The organism is Deltaproteobacteria bacterium GWC2_65_14 (assembly GCA_001797615.1).
In the GTDB taxonomy this organism is placed as follows: Bacteria; Desulfobacterota; Deferrimicrobia; order Deferrimicrobiales; family Deferrimicrobiaceae; genus GWC2-65-14.
Window position 1 is genome coordinate 1 of the sequence record MGPV01000063.1, and the last position, 16,355, is coordinate 16,355.

General features: G+C 68.1%; 20 protein-coding genes and 2 pseudogenes (1 of these 22 running past the window's edge). 14 read left to right on the forward strand and 8 right to left on the reverse strand.

Going from position 1 to position 16,355, the window contains the following annotated elements; all coding sequences use genetic code 11:
* Positions 1-112 precede the first annotated feature (112 nt).
* Positions 113-787: a hypothetical protein gene (locus A2X88_06130; protein ID OGP32986.1), complete on the reverse strand. Its 675-nt coding sequence runs from the start codon at positions 785-787 to the stop codon at positions 113-115.
* Between the two features lie 17 nt (positions 788-804).
* On the reverse strand, positions 805-1,416 hold the full coding sequence (locus A2X88_06135; protein OGP33028.1) for a repressor LexA: 612 nt from the start codon (positions 1,414-1,416) through the stop codon (positions 805-807).
* A 131-nt stretch (positions 1,417-1,547) separates the two neighbouring features.
* On the opposite strand from A2X88_06135, the gene A2X88_06140 reads away from it, so the two are divergent.
* From A2X88_06140 to A2X88_06195, 12 genes are all read left to right on the forward strand, one after another.
* The gene (locus tag A2X88_06140) at positions 1,548-2,069 is read left to right on the forward strand and encodes a hypothetical protein (GenBank protein ID OGP32987.1); all 522 of its coding nucleotides are present in this window, start codon (positions 1,548-1,550) and stop codon (positions 2,067-2,069) included.
* A gap of 28 nt (positions 2,070-2,097) precedes the next feature.
* Complete coding sequence (locus tag A2X88_06145; GenBank protein ID OGP32988.1) at positions 2,098-2,667, forward strand: hypothetical protein; 570 nt, start codon at positions 2,098-2,100, stop codon at positions 2,665-2,667.
* A 189-nt stretch (positions 2,668-2,856) separates the two neighbouring features.
* Positions 2,857-4,833, forward strand: a complete 1,977-nt coding sequence (locus tag A2X88_06150; protein ID OGP32989.1) for an amino acid transporter — start codon at positions 2,857-2,859, stop codon at positions 4,831-4,833.
* An 81-nt stretch (positions 4,834-4,914) separates the two neighbouring features.
* Positions 4,915-5,436, forward strand: coding sequence for a hypothetical protein (locus tag A2X88_06155; protein ID OGP32990.1), 522 nt, complete (start codon positions 4,915-4,917; stop codon positions 5,434-5,436).
* Complete coding sequence (locus tag A2X88_06160) at positions 5,433-5,984, forward strand: hypothetical protein (GenBank protein OGP32991.1); 552 nt, start codon at positions 5,433-5,435, stop codon at positions 5,982-5,984. The genes A2X88_06155 and A2X88_06160 overlap by 4 nt, the downstream gene beginning before the upstream one ends.
* Positions 5,981-6,538 (forward strand): hypothetical protein, encoded by a 558-nt coding sequence (locus A2X88_06165; protein OGP32992.1) that lies wholly within the window; start codon positions 5,981-5,983, stop codon positions 6,536-6,538. Before A2X88_06160 ends, A2X88_06165 begins: the two co-directional genes overlap by 4 nt.
* Before the next feature lie 89 nt (positions 6,539-6,627).
* Positions 6,628-7,032, forward strand: coding sequence for a hypothetical protein (locus A2X88_06170; protein ID OGP32993.1), 405 nt, complete (start codon positions 6,628-6,630; stop codon positions 7,030-7,032).
* 2 nt (positions 7,033-7,034) lie between these two features.
* On the forward strand, positions 7,035-7,598 hold the full coding sequence (locus A2X88_06175) for a hypothetical protein (protein OGP32994.1): 564 nt from the start codon (positions 7,035-7,037) through the stop codon (positions 7,596-7,598).
* Positions 7,595-8,317: a hypothetical protein gene (locus A2X88_06180; GenBank protein ID OGP32995.1), complete on the forward strand. Its 723-nt coding sequence runs from the start codon at positions 7,595-7,597 to the stop codon at positions 8,315-8,317. The genes A2X88_06175 and A2X88_06180 overlap by 4 nt, the downstream gene beginning before the upstream one ends.
* Positions 8,318-8,324: 7 nt before the next feature.
* Positions 8,325-9,296, forward strand: coding sequence for a cyclic pyranopterin phosphate synthase MoaA (locus tag A2X88_06185; protein ID OGP32996.1), 972 nt, complete (start codon positions 8,325-8,327; stop codon positions 9,294-9,296).
* 13 nt (positions 9,297-9,309) lie between these two features.
* The gene (locus A2X88_06190; GenBank protein OGP32997.1) at positions 9,310-10,263 is read left to right on the forward strand and encodes a TIGR01212 family radical SAM protein; all 954 of its coding nucleotides are present in this window, start codon (positions 9,310-9,312) and stop codon (positions 10,261-10,263) included.
* Entirely contained in the window at positions 10,260-10,766 is a 507-nt protein-coding gene (locus A2X88_06195) for a hypothetical protein (GenBank protein ID OGP32998.1), read from the forward strand. Before A2X88_06190 ends, A2X88_06195 begins: the two co-directional genes overlap by 4 nt.
* 9 nt (positions 10,767-10,775) lie before the next feature.
* On the opposite strand, the gene A2X88_06200 is transcribed toward A2X88_06195, so the two are convergent.
* Both A2X88_06200 and A2X88_06205 read right to left on the reverse strand, forming a co-directional pair.
* Positions 10,776-11,933, reverse strand: coding sequence for a hypothetical protein (locus A2X88_06200; protein ID OGP32999.1), 1,158 nt, complete (start codon positions 11,931-11,933; stop codon positions 10,776-10,778).
* A gap of 12 nt (positions 11,934-11,945) precedes the next feature.
* A pseudogene (locus A2X88_06205) lies at positions 11,946-12,577 on the reverse strand (hypothetical protein).
* Between the two features lie 134 nt (positions 12,578-12,711).
* On the opposite strand from A2X88_06205, the gene A2X88_06210 reads away from it, so the two are divergent.
* The gene (locus tag A2X88_06210) at positions 12,712-13,113 is read left to right on the forward strand and encodes a hypothetical protein (GenBank protein OGP33000.1); all 402 of its coding nucleotides are present in this window, start codon (positions 12,712-12,714) and stop codon (positions 13,111-13,113) included.
* On the forward strand, positions 13,106-13,399 hold the full coding sequence (locus A2X88_06215) for a hypothetical protein (GenBank protein OGP33001.1): 294 nt from the start codon (positions 13,106-13,108) through the stop codon (positions 13,397-13,399). The genes A2X88_06210 and A2X88_06215 overlap by 8 nt, the downstream gene beginning before the upstream one ends.
* Before the next feature lie 146 nt (positions 13,400-13,545).
* Here the strand turns inward: A2X88_06215 and A2X88_06220 are convergent, their stop codons facing one another.
* The 4 genes and pseudogenes from A2X88_06220 to A2X88_06235 all read right to left on the reverse strand — a co-directional run.
* Positions 13,546-14,409, reverse strand: a complete 864-nt coding sequence (locus A2X88_06220; protein OGP33002.1) for a hypothetical protein — start codon at positions 14,407-14,409, stop codon at positions 13,546-13,548.
* Positions 14,410-14,411: 2 nt separating this feature from the next.
* Complete coding sequence (locus A2X88_06225) at positions 14,412-15,224, reverse strand: hypothetical protein (GenBank protein OGP33003.1); 813 nt, start codon at positions 15,222-15,224, stop codon at positions 14,412-14,414.
* On the reverse strand, positions 15,221-16,126 hold the full coding sequence (locus A2X88_06230) for a hypothetical protein (GenBank protein OGP33004.1): 906 nt from the start codon (positions 16,124-16,126) through the stop codon (positions 15,221-15,223). Before A2X88_06230 ends, A2X88_06225 begins: the two co-directional genes overlap by 4 nt.
* Positions 16,123-16,355 (reverse strand): annotated as a pseudogene (locus A2X88_06235) (hypothetical protein) (it continues 199 nt past the right edge of the window). Before A2X88_06235 ends, A2X88_06230 begins: the two are co-directional and overlap by 4 nt.

The window sequence follows — 16,355 nt, forward strand, 5'->3', positions numbered from 1 at the left end:
AACAGCTCGTCGAACAGCTCCCGGTCCTCCCGGCGCAGGGCGCGCCGGAATCCCTTCCACGACTCCTCCTCGCGGTAGAGCTCCTGGGTGAAGGAGAGCACCGTGCGGCCCATTACCGTACCCCTTTCCGGGGGACATCTCCCATCGGGGACATCTCCTGGGCTTGAGTCTTTCGTTGCAGGAGTGTCCCCGCCCGATCCTCCTCCCGGCGCAGGAGGAGGCACGGGTCGGCGGCCCGGACGAGATGCCGCAGGAAGCCGGCCCGTCCGCCGTCCGCCGGGATCTCCCCTCCGGCCAGGACGACGCGCGTTCCTCCCCGTGCGCTCCGGCGCAGCGCGGCGAGGCAGCCCCGGAAGACCCGGCAGGCCTCGGCGAACGGGACGTCGGCGTCCGCGAAGGTCTCCGGCAGGCCGAGGACGACGGCGAGGCGCGCGCCGGACCGCGCCAGCGCGGGATCGAGGCGGCGGGAGAGCAGCGCCTCCATCTGGTGGCAGGTGAAGGCGCGGGATACGAGCAGGTGGGAGAGCGCCTCCCGTCCGCTTCCGCCCAGCGCGCGCTCCGCACGGACGATCTCGTACGGGTCGAACCGGTTTCCGCCGTCCACGATCACCGCCGGCTCCCCGGAGAGCAGCGGAAGGGCCAGGGCGCGCAGCGCCAGCCGGTGGGCGCCGGCCCCGAAGAGGCCGGCGAACCTCCCCGGCGGGGGGCGCAGGCAGAGGGCGGAGGCCCGGTCGATCTCCGCGGCCGGAGGGGACGAAAGACCCGGATGAGGCGCGTCGCCGGGCAAGGCGGTCTCCTGCGCGTCTACAGCTTCCGGAAGACGCCGACGACTTTCCCGGCGATGCGGACGGAAGGCCCGACCGAAGAGAGGGGGATGGGGGGGTAGGCCGGGTTGGCCGCCTCGAGCAGGGTGGTCCCGTTCCTCCGGCGGAGCCGCTTGACGGTGGCTTCCCCGTCGACGACGGCGACCACGATTTCCCCGTCCGCGGCGCTCTCCTGCACCCGCACCACGACGTAGTCCCCCTCGCAGATGTGGGCCCCCACCATGCTGTCCCCGGTGACCCGCAGCGAGAAGATCTCCCCCTCGCCGGCCAGCGAAGGGTCGAGCAGGATCTCCTCCCCGGCCCGTTCGATCGCCTCCCGAGGGTGCCCGGCGGGAACCTGTCCCAGAACCGGGACGCGCCGGGGGGCCGAAAGCGCCGCCTCTCCGAGGAACTCGATCCGGCGGGGGGAGTTCCGGCGCCGGCGGATATACCCTTTTTTTTCCAGCAAATCCATGTAATAGAAGGCGTTTTTCTCGGCGATCCCAAAGCGGTCGGCTATTTCCCTCGCGGTGGGGGCGAAGGAGCGGGAGCGGGTGAACTCCCGCAGGAAGGAGAGCACCTTCCGTTGCTTTTCGGTCAGCGGCCCGCCCATGTATGTATGCTGGCATACATGCATGGAGAGGTCAAGCGGGAAGGAGGGGAGCCGCTACTCCCCCCGGAAGGCGGGCGGCCGCTTGTCGAGGAAGGCCCGGATCCCCTCGCGGAAATCCCTTGCCGGGTTCTTTGTACGTTGTCCTTTCCGGCCTGCGCTATACTTTTCCCATGCCCCTGTCCCGGATGCGGTGTCCCGGTTGCGGCGCGGAGCTGACCTACGACGCCCGGAAGGCGCTGGAACGGTCCGGCGGGAAAGTAGCCTGCCCCTACGAAGGGCTTGCCTTCGCCGAGCTGCGGGCCGGTCACGACCAGCTCTACTTCGGGCGCTGGAGGAAGATGGACGCCTCCTCCATCGACATCCGGCGGGCCTACCACCAGATCGGGAGACACCTGAGCGCGACCGGCCAGTTCCTGGGGAAGCGCGATCTCCCCGCGGCCAGGCGGGACCTCGCCCTGGCGCTCGAGGCCTTCCAGGCGGGGGACCCGCGGGAGGATTCCCCGGACCTGCTCCGGTTCATGGACCATGCCCTGTCCTACGCGCACCGGGTGATCGACGACCTGCTCCACGAGGAGGGACGGCCCCCGCACGATCCAATGGCGTTCGCGGAGTGGTACGATGCGGCGGAGGTCCCCTTCAAGGAAGAATGGTGAGCGACAGAACGGCCGAAGGAGGGAGGATATGATCGCACTCGATCGGTACCCCCGGGAGATCACCCTGCGGGACGGCGCACAGTTGGTCCTGCGCCCGATGGTCCCGGAGGACGTGGACCGGCTCTGGGACTTCTTCCGGCGGATCCCCCCGGAGGACAAGATGTACCTCCGGAACGACGCGAGCCGGCGGGAAGTGATCGAGGAGTGGGCGGAAAAGCTGGAGTACGACCATGTCCTCCCCATCTTCGCCCTGGAGGGAGACCGGGTGGTCGGGGACGCCACGCTGCACCGGAACCGGAGCGGGTGGAAGCAGCGGATCGGGACGATCCGGATCCAGATCGCCGAGGATTTCCGGCACCGGGGGCTGGGGACCGCGATGATCCGCGAGATGCGGCACCTCGGGGAGAAGGCGGCGCTGCAGTACCTGGTGGCGGAGGCGATCGAGGAGCAGCAGGCGGCGATCCGGGCCTTCGAGAAGATGGGGTTCGAGCGGGTGGCCTTCCATCGCAACTTCGTGAACGACCAGAAGGGACGGCTCCACAACCTGGTGGTGCTTCACTATCCGATGTCCCGGGCCGACGAGGAGATGTTCTATTGACCCTTCCGGGCTTTTTCCTAAAGTTCGCCGCCGCCGGATCCGATACGATCCGGAAAGGGAGGCGCGTTGTCCGTCAACCTAACCTCCGGACGGGGGGCCGCGAACGGCCCCCGTTTCTTTTTTCCCGTGCGTGCGCCCCCGCGTATAATTAGGAAATTTTCGTCTGCGGGGAAGAGACGGTAAGGAAGCATGGGAAATCCATCCTTTTTCCAGCGCGCCAAGCGATTCCTCCTGGGGGCCCCCCGGGACCTGTTCGATCCGAAGCTCTTCCACCGGATCTCCCTGATCGCCTTCTTCGCCTGGGTGGGACTGGGCGCCGACGGGATCTCCTCCTCCTGCTATGGCCCCGAGGAGGCCTTCCTCGCCCTCGGCAGCCACAAGGTTCTCGCGATCTTCGTCGCGATCGCGACGGTCTTCACGATCTTCATCGTTTCGGGAAGCTACGCCCAGATCATCGAGGTCTTCCCCTCGGGTGCAGGCGGATACAACGTCGCCTCCAAGCTGCTCGGGCAGAAGGCGGGGGTCGTCTCGGGGTCGGCCCTGGTCATCGACTACGTCCTGACGATCACCATCTCCGTGGCCGCGGGAGCGGACGCCGTCTTCAGCTTCCTGCCCCTTTCCTGGGGGGTCTACAAGTTCTGGCTCATCGCCCTGGTGATCCTGACCCTCATCTGGATGAACCTCCGGGGGGTCAAGGAGTCGGTGGCGATCCTGACCCCCATCTTCATGGCCTTCATGCTGAGCCACATCCCGCTCGTGCTCTACGCGGTGGGGCACCATGTGACCGAGCTCCCGGCCGTGGCCTCCGTCGTTTCGACCGACCTGACGGAGGGGATCCGGGAGATCGGCTGGCTCGGGATCGGGGCGATCCTGGTGCGCGCCTACACCATGGGCGCGGGAACCTACACCGGAATCGAGGCGATCAGCAACTCGATGCCGACGCTGCGGGAGCCGAGGGTCCACACGGGAAAGAAGGCGATGCTCTACATGGCGATCTCCCTCTCCTTCATCGCGGGGGGGATCCTCCTGGGGTATGTCCTGAACGACGTCCGGCCGTTGGAGGGGAAGACCCTCAACGCCGTGCTCTTCGGGAAACTCCTGGAGGGGCTGTGGGGGCCCTCGACGGGGGCGTGGACCGTGGCCTTCGTCATGGCGTCGGAGGCCGCCCTCCTCTTCGTGGCCGCCCAGACCGGGTTCCTCGGCGGGCCGCAGGTCCTCTCGAACATGGCGATCGACTCCTACATGCCCCACCGGTTCGCCCACCTCTCGGAGCGGCTGGTGACCAAGTACGGCGTCTACTTCATGGGGGGGATGGCCTACCTGATGCTCTACCTCACCGGGGGATCGGTGAAGTACCTGGTGGTCATGTACTCGATCAACGTGTTCATCACCTTCACCCTCTCCCAGTTCGGGATGTGCGTCCACTGGTGGAAGAACCGTGAGACGGCGGAGGGCTGGAAGTTCGGCCTCTGGATGAACGGGGTCGGCTTCCTGCTGACCGCCTCGATCCTCTGCCTGACGGTGTGGACGAAGTTCCCGGAGGGAGGATGGGTGACCCTGATCATTACCGGGTCGTTCGTCGTCGCCGCCTTCCTGATCCGGAGACACTACCGGAAGGCCCAGGAGCAGCTTCAGAGGCTCGACGAGCTGCTGACGATGCTCCCCCCCGTGACGGTGCCGGCGGAGCAGGAGCCGGCTCTCCGCCGGGACGCCCCCACCGCCGTCATCCTGGTCTCGGGGTACAACGGCATGGGGATGCATGTCTTCTTCTCGGTGGTCCGCTCCTTCCCCGGAGTCTTCCGGAACTTCGTGTTTCTCTCCGCGGGGGTCATCGACTCCAGCAAGTTCAAGGGGGTGGAGGAGGTAGTCCATCTCGGCGAGGACCTGAAGGCGCAGCTTCTAAAGTATGTCGAGTTCGTGAAAGGGCACGGGTACTACGCGGAAGCGCGGTCCGAGGTCGGCACCGACGTGATCGATGTGGTCGGCCATCTGGCGGAGGAGACCGCCAAGGATTTCTCCAACATCATGTTCTTCGCCGGGCAGCTCGTCTTCGAGGAGGAAACGTTCATCACCCGGGTACTCCACAATCAGACCGCATTTCTCGCCCAGAAGAAGCTGGTCTTCCAGGGGTTCCCGATGTTCGTCATGCCGGTCCGGGTGCTCTGAAATGCGGATTGGAATCGATCCGGGAATGCGGTATGAGATGGATAGGGAAGAGGGCCGAACCTCGGAGAGGAGCAGGGCCTCTTGACGAACGGGTTCTCCAGGCGTCTGGTTCGGGTCTTGTTCCTGCTGGCGGCGATCTTGCCCTGTTTCCTGTTTCCGGGCCGGACGGAGAGCCGTCCGGGGGAGAATCCGCATGCCCATTTCCGGAAACCGGAATTCTGCGCGCAGTGCCACCTGCAGAACGGCGGGAAGCCGGACCCGGACCGGTTCCTCCCCGGGGCCGACGCTTTCTGCCTCGGATGCCATCGTGTCGAGGAGCTGGGGCGCAGCCATCCGCGCAACGCACGCCCCGGGGATAAACACTGGAAGATGAAGGTTCCTGAGGAGTACCGGCTCGACGACGGGGGAAGGATCCTCTGCCTGACCTGCCACAGGGGGCATGGCGAGTTTCTGTCCACAGTCAGGGCCTTTCCCGCCCAGAAGCCGGAAAGGTCGGTTTCCGCACCCGGGGGAACGCCGAAGTATCGAACATTCTATCTGAGGCGGTCGGACCCGGAGAAAGGGTTTGCCGTGCTCTGCGACGGGTGCCATTCCTACCTATGAGCCCCCTTCCTTACCAGAACCGGCGCAGGACGGTCCTCGTCAACCCGAGGCTCCAGGTCGGGACCGCGCTCGTCTTTTCCGCGGTGGTCCTTCTGGGAGGCGCCCTGTTCGCCTGGGTTCTCTACCGGGGATCCCGGGAAGCTCTCTGGGACGCCTCGCTCCAGGGGCACTTCCGGGTCGGGACCCCGTACGAGATCGTCAGCAGGCAGATGGTCCGCCAGCTTGCCGTGCTGTTCGCGGCGGTGACCGCCGCCGCCGTCGCGGCCTTCGTACTCCTCGTGCTGCGGATCCGCGACGGCATGGCCCGCCTGACGGAGGTGCTCCGCATGTCGGGGAAGGGGGACCTCTCCTCGCCGGCGAACGCCCCCGGCCTCCGGGAGGTGACGATCTTCGGGACCCAGCTCGACGCGGTCCGCAGCCACACGCTCGGGCAGATCGGGGAGATCCGGGAGGAGGTCGGGGTTCTTCGGAAGGGACCGTTCTCCCCGGAGGAGTTCCAGCTCCGGTGGGTCCGGCTCAAGGTCGCGATCGGGAGGATCGTTCCATGACCCCCAAACCGGTCCTTCAGCCCCCCGTGTTCTTCGAACGTCGATACATGGCGGGCTTTCTCCTGCGACTCTCCCTCCTGTTCGCGCTGGGGACCGCGTTCCTCTTCCTGATCCTCTTCACGGTGTTCTCGAGGCGCCTCTCCGGGGACTACTCGAGCGTCTTCCACGCCCTGCGGCACTTCGCCGAGTTTCTCTTTCCCATCATCGCGATCTCCGTGCTGGCGTTCGTCCTGCTCGTCTGCGGGGCCGTCGCGATTCTATGCATTTACGCCCTGCACAAGATCGCCGGGCCGATCTACCGGATGGAGCGGGCGCTGGAGGGGTACGTTTCCGGGGATCCCGTGAGGCCGGTCTTCTTCCGCCAGGGGGACCAGATCCATCCGCTCGCCGCGGAGTTCAACGCATTCGTCGCGGTCCTGCGGGAGGACCGGAAACGATGGGCGGGAGTGCTGGAGCATGCCGACCGCCTCTGCCTCCAGGACCAGGCCACCTGCCGGGCGGAGATGGAGAAGGCGCTGGCGGAACTGGAGACGCTGCTCTCGAAGTACCGCTGATCCCGTCTTGCCACGATGCCCGTTTTCTGGGAAGATACTGGAAATCGGGAATTCGCGGCGGTTTCGAAATCCGGTAAGGAGGTCGGGCGATGGGTTCGATTCGAAGGGCAGGTTGGTTCTTCACGCTGGCCCTGGTCATGGCGGGGATCATGGGGGTCCTGGGGTCGATCCGGAGCGAGGCGGTGGCGGGTCTGATCGTCTCCCACGGAGGGAGCGGGACGGCCGTCCGGACCGCCGACCTCGCCAGGGTTCAGGCGCTTCTGGAGCAGAAGGTCGTCCTCCAGAAGCTGGTGGACTACGGGGTTTCCCCCGACGAGGCGATGGCCAAGATCCGCACGATGAGCGATCGCGACCTCCACCGGCTGGCGTCGCTCGCCGACCGGGCCGCGGAGGGGGCCGACAGCGGGGTCGGCATCCTGATCGGCGTCGCGATCCTCATCATCCTGATCATCGTCATCATGAAGCTCCTGAACAAGGAGATCGTCGTCCGCTGACGATGGGGAGGCGGTTCACGGGCGCCGTCCTGCTGGTGGGCGGCGCCCTTTTCCTTTTCCGGGGATGCGTGGGGGCCGTTCCCCCGGCCGGGAAAACGCTCCCTCCGAACTCCCGGGCGCACATCCTGCGCGGCGTGCCGTTCCTCCCCCAGGAGGAGGACAGCTGCGGCCCCTCCTCCCTCGCGATGGTCCTGCGGTATTTCGGGGCGGATGCGCGGACCGCCGAGATCGTCCGGGAGACCCGCACGGGCGGGCTGCGGGGGACGCTGATCACCGACCTCGCCGCGGCGGCCAGGAGGAGGGGATTGGCGGCGGAGATCGAGACGCTCGACCTGCCCGGCCTCCGGGAGGCGATCGGATCCGGGGTTCCCCCGATCCTCCTCGTCGATCTGGGGAGATGGCTGTTCAGCCGCCCCCATTACCTCGTTGCCTACGGATTCACGGAGGAGGGGGTGGTGGCCCATTCCGGGAGCGAGAGCGGCAAGATCATCCCGTTCGCCGAGCTGGACCGCCAATGGGAGAGGATGGGTCGGCTGGCGCTTGTCGTGAGAGGGACGGCCCGGTGATCGAAATCCCCGGGATCGCGGTCCCGCGCATCCCCATCCGGCGAATCGGAGGATCCCCTTTCCCCATCCGCCCCGCCCCGCTCTTTTTCCTGGGGTGGGTTCTCGCGGCGCTGATTTTCACGGGCTGCGGCCGGGTTCCCCGGATCATCGTGCTCTCGGATCCCCTCTCGGCGGAGGAGCACCTCGATCTCGGCGTGGTCTACGAGCGGAAGGGGGAGCTCGACCTGGCCGCGCGGGAGTACGAGCGGGCCTTGCGCAAGGACAAAAAACTTGTCCAGGCCCGGATCAACCTGGGCAACGTCCGGATGGAGCGGAAGGAGTACCGCGAAGCGGGAGAGGAATACCGGAAGGCGCTTTCGCTGCATCCCGGTCACCCCGGGGCGTCGAACAACCTCGCCTGGGCGGCGATCCTGTCGGGAACGGGGCTGGAGGACGCGGCGGCGCGGATGGAAGCGGTCCTGGCGGCGGAGGAACACCGCACCCCCCCGCTGCTCGACACGATGGGAGTCCTGCGGATGAAGCTTCATCGTCCGGGCGCCGAAGAGGTCTTCGCGGAGGCGGAGCGCCGATGCCTCGCGATCCGGGGCAATGCCGGTTCCGGCGGGGAAACTCCCGCCGCGGGACGGCCGGAGTGTCCCGACGCGGTGCTCACGGAGATCCGGGAGCACCGGAAGGAGCTTTCCGGTCGTTTCCCGTCGCCTCCTGCTTTGGTACAATAAAACGATGTTGCTCGATTCCTTCGGCCGACGGGTCGATTACCTCCGGCTCTCCATCACCGACCGATGCAACCTCCGGTGCGTCTACTGCATGCCCCCCTCGGGGATCTCCCTGAAGCCGTCCGCCGAGATCCTCTCTTACGACGAGCTGATCCGGACCGTCCAGGTGGCGTTGTCGCTCGGGGTGGGGAAGGTCCGGATCACCGGAGGGGAGCCGCTGATCCGGCGCGGGGTCGTCGGCTTCATCCGCCGCATTTCGGAGCTGCGCGGGGTTGCCGACCTCTGCATGACGACGAACGGGATCGGCCTTCGGGATCTCGCGGGAGCGCTGCGCGGGGCCGGCCTCTCCCGGGTCAACGTCAGCCTGGACACGATCCGCAGGGACCGGTACCGGGAGATCACCCGGCGCGACCATCTCCCGGAAGTCCTCGCCGGGATCGACGCGGCCCTTGCCGCGGGCCTTTCCCCCGTCAAGATCAACGTCGTGCTGCTGCACGGGCTGCTCCCCGGGGAGATGGAGGATTTCTTCGCGATGGCGAGGGAGGCGCCGGTCGAGGTCCGCTTCATCGAGCGGATGCCGATCGGGTGTCTTCCCTCCGGCGGGTATGTCTCCGCGGAGGCGATCCGCGAGCGGATCCTGTCGCTCCCGGGGGTCCGAAAGCGGAGCGCTGGAGGCGATTCCCCCTCCGTCTCCTACGAGGCGGACGGCTTCGCCGGGAGGCTCGGGATCATCTCGCCGATCTCCCGCAGCTTCTGCATCGAATGCAACCGGCTCCGCGTGACCGCGGACGGGCGCCTGCGCAGCTGCCTCTTCCGCCGGGAAACGCTCGATCTCCGGAAGGTCCTGCGGGAGGGGAACGGGGACGAGGCGGTGGCCGACCTGTACCGGAAGGCGGTCACGGAAAAGCCCGAGGGGCACGGCTACTGCGTGCCGGGGGCCTCCCCGGTCCTCCCCGAGTCGATGTCCCGCGTCGGCGGGTGAGGGGGTAGGCCGAGTGCTTCCTCCCCTGCACCCGGATCTTAGGTTCCACAACTACGCCACCTACCTGCGGCGACGGCTCGGCGAAACGGCCGTGCGGATCAGCGTGGACGGAGGATTTACCTGCCCGAACCGGGACGGCACCCGGGGGACCGGGGGGTGCCTCTACTGCAACAACGACTCCTTCACCGGCGGGATCCTCTTTCCCGGGCTGCCGGTGGAGGAGCAGGTCCTGCGCACGATCGCCTCCCCGGGACGGCATCGAGCCGCCCGCCGCCTGCTCGTCTATTTCCAGCGGTACAGCAACAGCTATGCCTCCCCGGAGGAGCTCGACCGGCGCTACCGGGCGGCCTTCTCCCATCCCGACGTCGCCGGGATCATCGTCGGCACCCGTCCCGACTGCCTCGGGCCCGGGGTCCTCGACGTGCTCGAGGAGATCGCGAGGGAGCGGTACGTTTCGGTGGAGATCGGGCTGCAGTCGATCTCCGACGAGGTGCTGGCCGGGATCGGCCGGGGACACACGGTCGCCGAGTTCCGGGAAGCGGTCCGGGCGGTCCGGGGGAGGGGCCTCGACGCGGGGGTTCACCTGATCTACGGCCTTCCCGGGGACACGCGGGAGAACTTCCTGGCGGCGGCGGATCTCCTCGCGGAGCTGGATGTCCAGGGAGTGAAGCTGCACCATTTCCACGTGGTGGAGGGAAGCGGGTACGAGAAGCGCTGGCGCAACGGGGGGCTCCAGGTCCCGGAGTATGGCGAGTACCTGTCGGCCTGCGTCGAGTTCCTCGAGCGCCTCTCCTCCGAGGTGGCGGTGCTCCGGCTGATGGGGGCCGCCCCGCCGGAGCTCCTGCTCGCCCCCCGCTGGGAGAAGGGAAGCCGGGAGATGGCGCAGGATGTCGCCGCGGAACTGCGGAGGCGGGGAAGCTGGCAGGGATGCCGCAGGGAGGGAGACCGTCGTGGAGGCGCCGAATGAGCGACGCGGACCGGGAGTACCTCCCCCATTCCACCCGCTGCTTCGTCTGCGGGGACGAGAACGAATGCGGCGTGCGCACCCGGTTCTACGTGGAGGGAGAGGCGGTGCGGACCCGGGTCGTCCTTCCCGGCCGCCACAACGGCTACCGGGACGTGGCGCACGGGGGGATCCTCGCGGCCCTTCTGGACGAGTCGATGGGATGGGCGGCCACCGTGTTCGGCCGGAAGCATCCGATGTACGTGACCGGCGAGCTGACGCTGAAGTACCTGGCGCCGGTCGCCGTAGGGGAGGAGATCGAGATCGTGAGCCGGCTCGAGGAGGATGCCGGGAGGGTGGCCTACAGCGCCGGCGAGATCCTCCGCGGCGGGAAGGTCTGCGTCCGGGCCCGGGGGAAGTTTCTCCCGATGAGCGAGGAAGCGACCCGGCAGGTGATCCCCTACCTCAAGTTCGACCGTTGCCGGAAATACAGGACGCTGTTCGGACGAAGCGACGCGGAAGGGTGAGGGGAACGTCTACCGGACCCGGATCCGTACCGTGTAGGCTGCGATGTCCTGCGTCGGCCCCGCGTGAAGGTTGATGCTCGCCGGCATCCCCTCGGGAGGAATCGTCCCCAGTTTCCGCAATTCGGTCAGGAAGGCCTCCGCAGACCCGGCCGGGATTTGGATCCGCATCGGGCCCTCCAGGACCGGGGCGCCGCCCGCCTCGCCGGGAGGCGTACCGAGGAAATGCCATTCCCGAAGGATCGATCCAGAGAACCCTTCGACCACGCGGACGATCCGTTCCTCGAGACCCGGACGCTGTTCGGCGGCAACCTCCAGAATCACCTCCCGGCCGTAGGACATGGGGCGCACCAGCCGCGAGGGTGGCGCGGCGAAGACCCGGAAGGGAGCCGGCGCTTCTGCGCGCTCCTCTTCACGACCCCGGGGAACGACCGATTCCGCCCCGGTGCTCACCCGCGTCGCCGGCACGGCGGGCAGGGGGGCGCTTGCAACCGGGGACGATGTTCCCGCGCCTTCCTTCGCGTCCATCCGCTCCGCTGCCCGGTACCCGGATGCACCGGACGGTTCCGTGCGATCCTCGCCGATCCGCGGCGATTCCGGCCCGGCGGCCCGGGCCTTCGGGGCAGCGGCCTCTTCCGGCCGCTCCGCCGCCGCCCGGGTTCCATCGATCCGGTCCTTTCCGGGTGCCGGGTTCCGGGCCGACGCCAGGCGCCCGGGGGCCTCCCGTTCCGCCGGGTTCCTCTCCGCGGGATCCGCGGGGAGGATCGCTTCGCCCGCGGGCGCCTTCGAGGACTCCACGCGCGGGGGGGGCGCGGCCGGACGGTCCGCCGCCGGGAACTGCCTCTGGATTCCGTACACGAGCAGAAAGAGAAGGACTACCGCGGCCGCCTCGATCGGGATCCGGATGCGGGGGGAGGCGAAGAGCCCCTTTCCGGCCGCCGGCTTCGGCGACTCCAAGGCGAGCTTCTGCCGGACCCCTTCCAGCAGCTCGGGGGGGGCCTTTTCCGGCGGGAGGCTCCGCAGAAGCGACAGCGTCTCCTTCAGGGCCTTCTCCTCGGCGGCGCACCGGGGGCACTCCCGCAGGTGGAGCTCCACCCCCCTTCCTTCCCCGTCACCCAGGCTGCCGTCCAGATGCTCCGTCAGCAGCTCCTGTACCTTGTCGCAATCCATCGCGCGCATCCTTTACACCACCGGCGCCAGCAGTTTCCGTAGCGCCATCCGCGCCCGGTGCAGCTTCGATTTCACCGTACCCAGCGGGATTCCCACCGCGTCGGAGATCTCCTCGTAGGACAGCTCCTCGACGTCCGACAGCAGCACGAGCATCCGCGAATCCTCCTCCAGGTGTCCCAGAGCCGCCTCCAGGATTTTCCCGGTCTCCCGGTTCTCGGCGATCCGGTCCGGCCGGTCCGCCTCCCTGCCGGGCGGCTGGAACGGGGGGTCCCGAGGGTCTTCCGGCTCCGGGAACCTCGTCTCCCTGGCCGTCTGGGCCTTCCGCCTCCGGATCCGGTTCAGGCACTGGTTCGCGGCGATCCGCAGCAGCCAGGTGGAGAGGGCCGCCTCCCCCCGGAATCCCCCCAGGTTCCGGTAGGCGGAGAGGAACACCTCCTGGGCGGCGTCCAGCGCCTCCTCCCGGTCCGAGAGCATCCGCGTGCAGAAGGCATAGACCCGGTCCTGGTGCGCCAGGACGATCGCGTCGAACGCCCCGGGCTTCCCCTGGCGGACGGCTTCCACCAGGAGATCGACCGGTTTGGTGCTTGCCCCGGAACGGTCCACGACGATTCCCCGCTTCCAACCTCTTGGACAATGGTGCGGATCCGATGGTTCCCGCCGCTTCATTCTACCGTACCGAGGCCCCGGTTGCGCAGGCCGGGAGTTTCCTGTATTTTGTACGTATCACGCACGAAACCGTGGGACACGCCGCAATATCTTATCAAACGGGAGGTTCCGGATGAGCGGACAGCTGGTGTTGCTGACGGCGCTTTCCGTCGCGGCCGTCGCCCTGGCGGCGGTGGCGGCGGTGACGATCTGGAGACTCCTGAAAACCTTGGAGAATCTGTCGGTGCAGGTCGAACGGACGCTGAAGGAGTTCGAGGCGCTGGCGGAGGATATCCGCGAAACGAACACCGAGGTCCGGAAGTTCGTCTCCCGCCTCGAGGCGAGCGCGGCGAACGTGCAGCACATGACGGAGGGGGTGAAGGGGTTCCGGTCGACGCTGGACGCGGCGACCTCCGTCCTGCAGTTCGCGGTCGTCCCGGTCCTGGGGAACCTGGCGGGCGGCATGGCGGGGGCCAGGGCCGCCATCTCCCATATCGTAAACCGTGTCTTTCGAAAGGAGGAGCATCATGGGTAACGGAAACCGCAGTGGAGGAGGCGTCTTCGTGGCGTTTCTCGCAGGGGGGTTGATCGGGGCGGGGCTTGCGCTTCTCTACGCGCCCGTCGCGGGGAAGGAAGCCCGGGCCAAGATCGGCGACATCACGGAGGATATCAGGAAGAAAACCGAGGGGCTGGGGGCGGACGTCCGCAAGAGGGTGGAATCCTTCATGGATGAGGAGAAGTCGATCATCCGGGCCGCGTACGACGCGGGCCGCGAGGCGATGGAGCGGGAGCGGGAGAAGTACACCAAGCCGACCGAATGATCCCTGCCGACCTCCCGGTCCCACCGGGTGTGTGCGCAGTACATTCCGCCTGAACCCCGCGGGGGGGGGGAGGATTCCCCCCCGCTCTTTTTTCCCGATCGCCTCGGCGCGTCCGGTTCCCGGGGACGCCCGCAACCGGGCCGTTTTCAGGCGGCGCCCCTCCGAACGCTCCCCCGCAGGATCGCCGTCAGCGCGAAAAGCCCCGAGGCGCACAGGACGACCGTGGCCCCGGTTGCGGTGTCCAGGTAGTAGGATGCGGCGATTCCGGAAATCCCGGAGATCAGGGAGATCGCGACGGCGAGCCAGAAGGCCGCCGCCGTCCCCCGCGCGACGTTGCGCGCCGCCGCCGCCGGCACGACCAGCAGCGCGGTGACCAGGAGGATCCCCACCGCGCGGATCGCCGTCGTGACGACCAGCGCGACCACGAGGGCGAAGGAGATCTCGAGGAAGCGGACCGGGACCCCCTTCGAACGGGCGAACCCCTCGTGGATCCCCAGAAGCATGAGCCGGTTGAACGCGAGGTAGAGGTAGGCGCCGACCCCTAGAAAGATTGCTCCCATCCAGGCCAGCTCCGCCTCCGTGACCGCGAGCAGATCCCCGTAGAGGTAGGCCTGGAGGTTCCGCGTGAGCCCCTTCCGGTAGGAGATGACCGCGATTCCCAACGCGATCACCGCCGAGAAGAAGACCCCGATCACCGTGTCCGGGGAGAGCTCGGTCTTCCCCCGGACCACCGTGATCGCCCACGCGATGAACAGTCCGAAGGCGATCATGGTCAGCAGCGGGTCGATCCCGAGCAGGACTCCCAGCGCCACCCCCGTGAACGCCGAATGGCCGATCGCGTCGGAGAAGAAGGCCATCCGGTAGTGCACGAGGGGGACTCCCACCCCGGCCGCGGCGGGCGCCACGAAGAGCATGGCCAGGACCGCCCGCTTCATGAAAGCCGGCTCGAGGAAGGAGAAGGGGAGGAGCCGGTCCATGACGGCGAAGACGGGGGCGAACAGGGCTTCCATCGTCAGCTCTCCTTCCCGCCCGCCCCCGCGTTCCGCTCCCCGGCGTGCAGGTGGCCGTGCCCCTCGGCATGCCCGTGGCTGAAGAGGCGCGCCCCGCTTCCGTACATCCTGGCGAGGTTTTCGGGGGTGAGCGTCTCCGTGGTGGCCCCCTGGCAGACCACCGACCGGTTCAGGCAGATCACCCGGTCGGCGTGCGACGTGACGACCGACAGGTCGTGGCTGACCAGGAGCAGGCCGAACCGGGACTCCCGGTGGATCTGCGCGAGGAACTCGCAGAACAGCTCCTCCCCCGCGATGTCGACCCCGGAGACCGGCTCGTCCAGCAGCAGGATGTCGGGATCGTCCCGAAGCGCAAGGGCGAGCAGGACCCGCTGCAGCTCCCCGCCGGAGAGCTTTCCGAGCTGGCGGGAGACCAGGTGGGCCGCCCCCCCCCGGGAGAGGCTTTCCTGCGCCGCCGCGCGAGACGATTTCGAGTGCCCGAGGATCACCGGATACCCCTGCGAGGTGATGGCGAAGAAGTCGAGCACCGTCATCGGGGTGTTCCGGTCGAAGTCCAGCCGCTGGGGGACGTAGCCGATCCGGGGGGTCCCCCGGCCGTGCTCCTCCGCATGGCAGAAGCGGATCTCCCCGGTGTAGGGAACCAGGCCCAGGATGGCGAGCAGCAGGGTGGTCTTCCCCGCACCGTTCGGCCCGACCAGGGCGGTGATCTCCCCGCACCGGATGTCGGCGTCGACCCCGGAGAGGATCTCCGTTCCTCCCGCCTGCACGGAGAGGTTGCGGATCTCGAGCGTGTGATGGGGGACTGCTCCGCTCATCGGCCCGAGAGGACCTCCGTAAGGACCGCCAGGTTGGACCGCATCGCGTCCTCGTAGCCGGTGAGGGAGAGGGAGCCGGTCGCCACCGGGTCCAGCATGCGGACCGGGATTCCCGCCTCCCGCGCGACCGCTTCGGCGAGGCGGGAGGAATACTGGGGCTCCGCGAAGACCGCGGCCGCACGGGTCTCCCGGATCCGGCGGACGAGCGCCTGGATCTCCCCCGCGGAAGGCCCCTGCCCCGGCGATTTCTCGATATGCCCGACGACCGTAAGGCCGAGATCCCGGGCGAGGTAGTCGAACACGTTGTGGAATACGATGATGTTCCGGTTCCGGAAGACTCCCGCGGCCGCGTCGAACTCCCGCACCAGCGCGTCGAGTCTTGCGACGTAGGCCTCCGCGTTCCGGCGGAAGACCGGGGCGTTCCCGGGAGACGCCTCCGCGAGGGCCTTCTCGACGGCGCGGACCTGGAGGATCGCGTTCCGCGGGCTGACCCAGGTGTGCGGGTTCACGTCCCCGTGCGCGGGGTCCGGGCGGTCGCGATGGCCGCCCGATTCCCGCAGCGGAGTCACCGCGGCGGCGGTCTCCACGACCCGGATTCCCGGGTTCGCCCTCCGGACGGGGGCGCCCAGAAAATGCTCCATGCCGAGACCGTTCGCGAGGAACAGGTCCGCGGCGGCGATCTTGCGCATGTCCCCGGGGGTGAGGGCGTAGTCGTGCGGGCATCCGAGGGCCGCGGGGAGCATCATCTCCACCGAGATCCCCGGGGCGTCCCCCGCGACGTTTTGGGCGAACAGGTAGATCGGCAGGAACGAGGTCAGCACCCGCAGTTCCGGCTCCTTCGCGGCGGTTGCGTGGGGAACAGCCAGCAGGAGCAGCCCCAGCAGCGCCGACGCCCTCCTCATCGCACCTTCCCTCCGTTTTCGCAGTCCGGGCAGGAGCCGAAGAATTCGAGGGAATGGTCCGTCACGGAAAACCCGAGCCCCTTGCGGATCGCCTCCTCCAGCCCGGTCAGGTCGCACCGTTTCGGCTGGAACGATTCGATCCGGCCGCATCCCCGGCAGACGACCCGGTGCCGGTGGACCCCGTCCGAGGCCGCCTCGTAGCGGCGGCTCCTCTCGTGGAGGGCGACGC